This window comes from Granulicella sp. L46, assembly GCF_009765785.1.
Classification (GTDB): domain Bacteria; phylum Acidobacteriota; class Terriglobia; order Terriglobales; family Acidobacteriaceae; genus Granulicella.
The window spans coordinates 690,468-691,170 of the sequence record NZ_LMUT01000025.1 but is presented as its reverse complement, the minus strand read 5'-3'; the positions used below and the strand labels follow the sequence as shown (position 1 = coordinate 691,170).

Here is a 703-nt window from a genome sequence, read left to right as displayed (position 1 = left end):
TGGGGGGGGGGGGGGGGGGGGGTGTAGGTGAGGCGGTATTGGGTGCGGAGCTCGTCTTGAATTTGGGTGAAGGCGGCTTCTAGTTTGGGGCCGCTGTTGCCTACGTCGATGACGCGGCCGCCGGTGGCGCGGGCGAGGTGGTCCATGGCGGATTTGGGGTTGGTGGTTTCGGAGAAGTTGTCGGCGAAGGGGTGGGCCGTGATGAAGATGATGTAGAGGATTGCGTTGGAGCGCTGGGCGGCTTCGGTGGCGGAGGCCAGGGTTTCCTGGGAGCCTTGGTCGCCGCCGTCGGTTAGGAGGATGAGGACTTTGCGGCCGGCCTGGTTGGCTACCTTGTCGTGGGCGGCCAGGTAGACGGCGTCGTAGAGGAGGGTGCCGCGGGGGTTGCCGGTGGGAAATGGGCCGCCGCCTATGCCGGGGGTTCCTGCGGAGGCGCTGGCGGCGTTGATGCTCGCGGCGTTGATGGCGCGGGTTAATTCGGGGAGGCTGTTGGTGTCATCGGCGAGTAGGTCTACGTTGACGTCGAAGGTGATGAGGAAGGCGAGGTCTTTGGGGGTAAGGACGTCTTTGAGGAAGCGGATGGCGGATTGCTGCTCGATGGGGAGGACGCGCTGTTGGCTGCCGCTGGTGTCGAGGAGGAGGCCGATGGTGAGCGGGAGGTTTTTCTCCTGGGTGAGGGTTTTGATGGTTTGGGGCTGGTGGT

General features: G+C 64.9%; 1 protein-coding gene. It reads right to left on the bottom strand.

Going from position 1 to position 703, the window contains the following annotated elements:
• The coding region (locus tag GSQ80_RS22830; RefSeq protein WP_158789984.1) for a VWA domain-containing protein at positions 1–703 on the bottom strand (703 nt) is incomplete at both ends.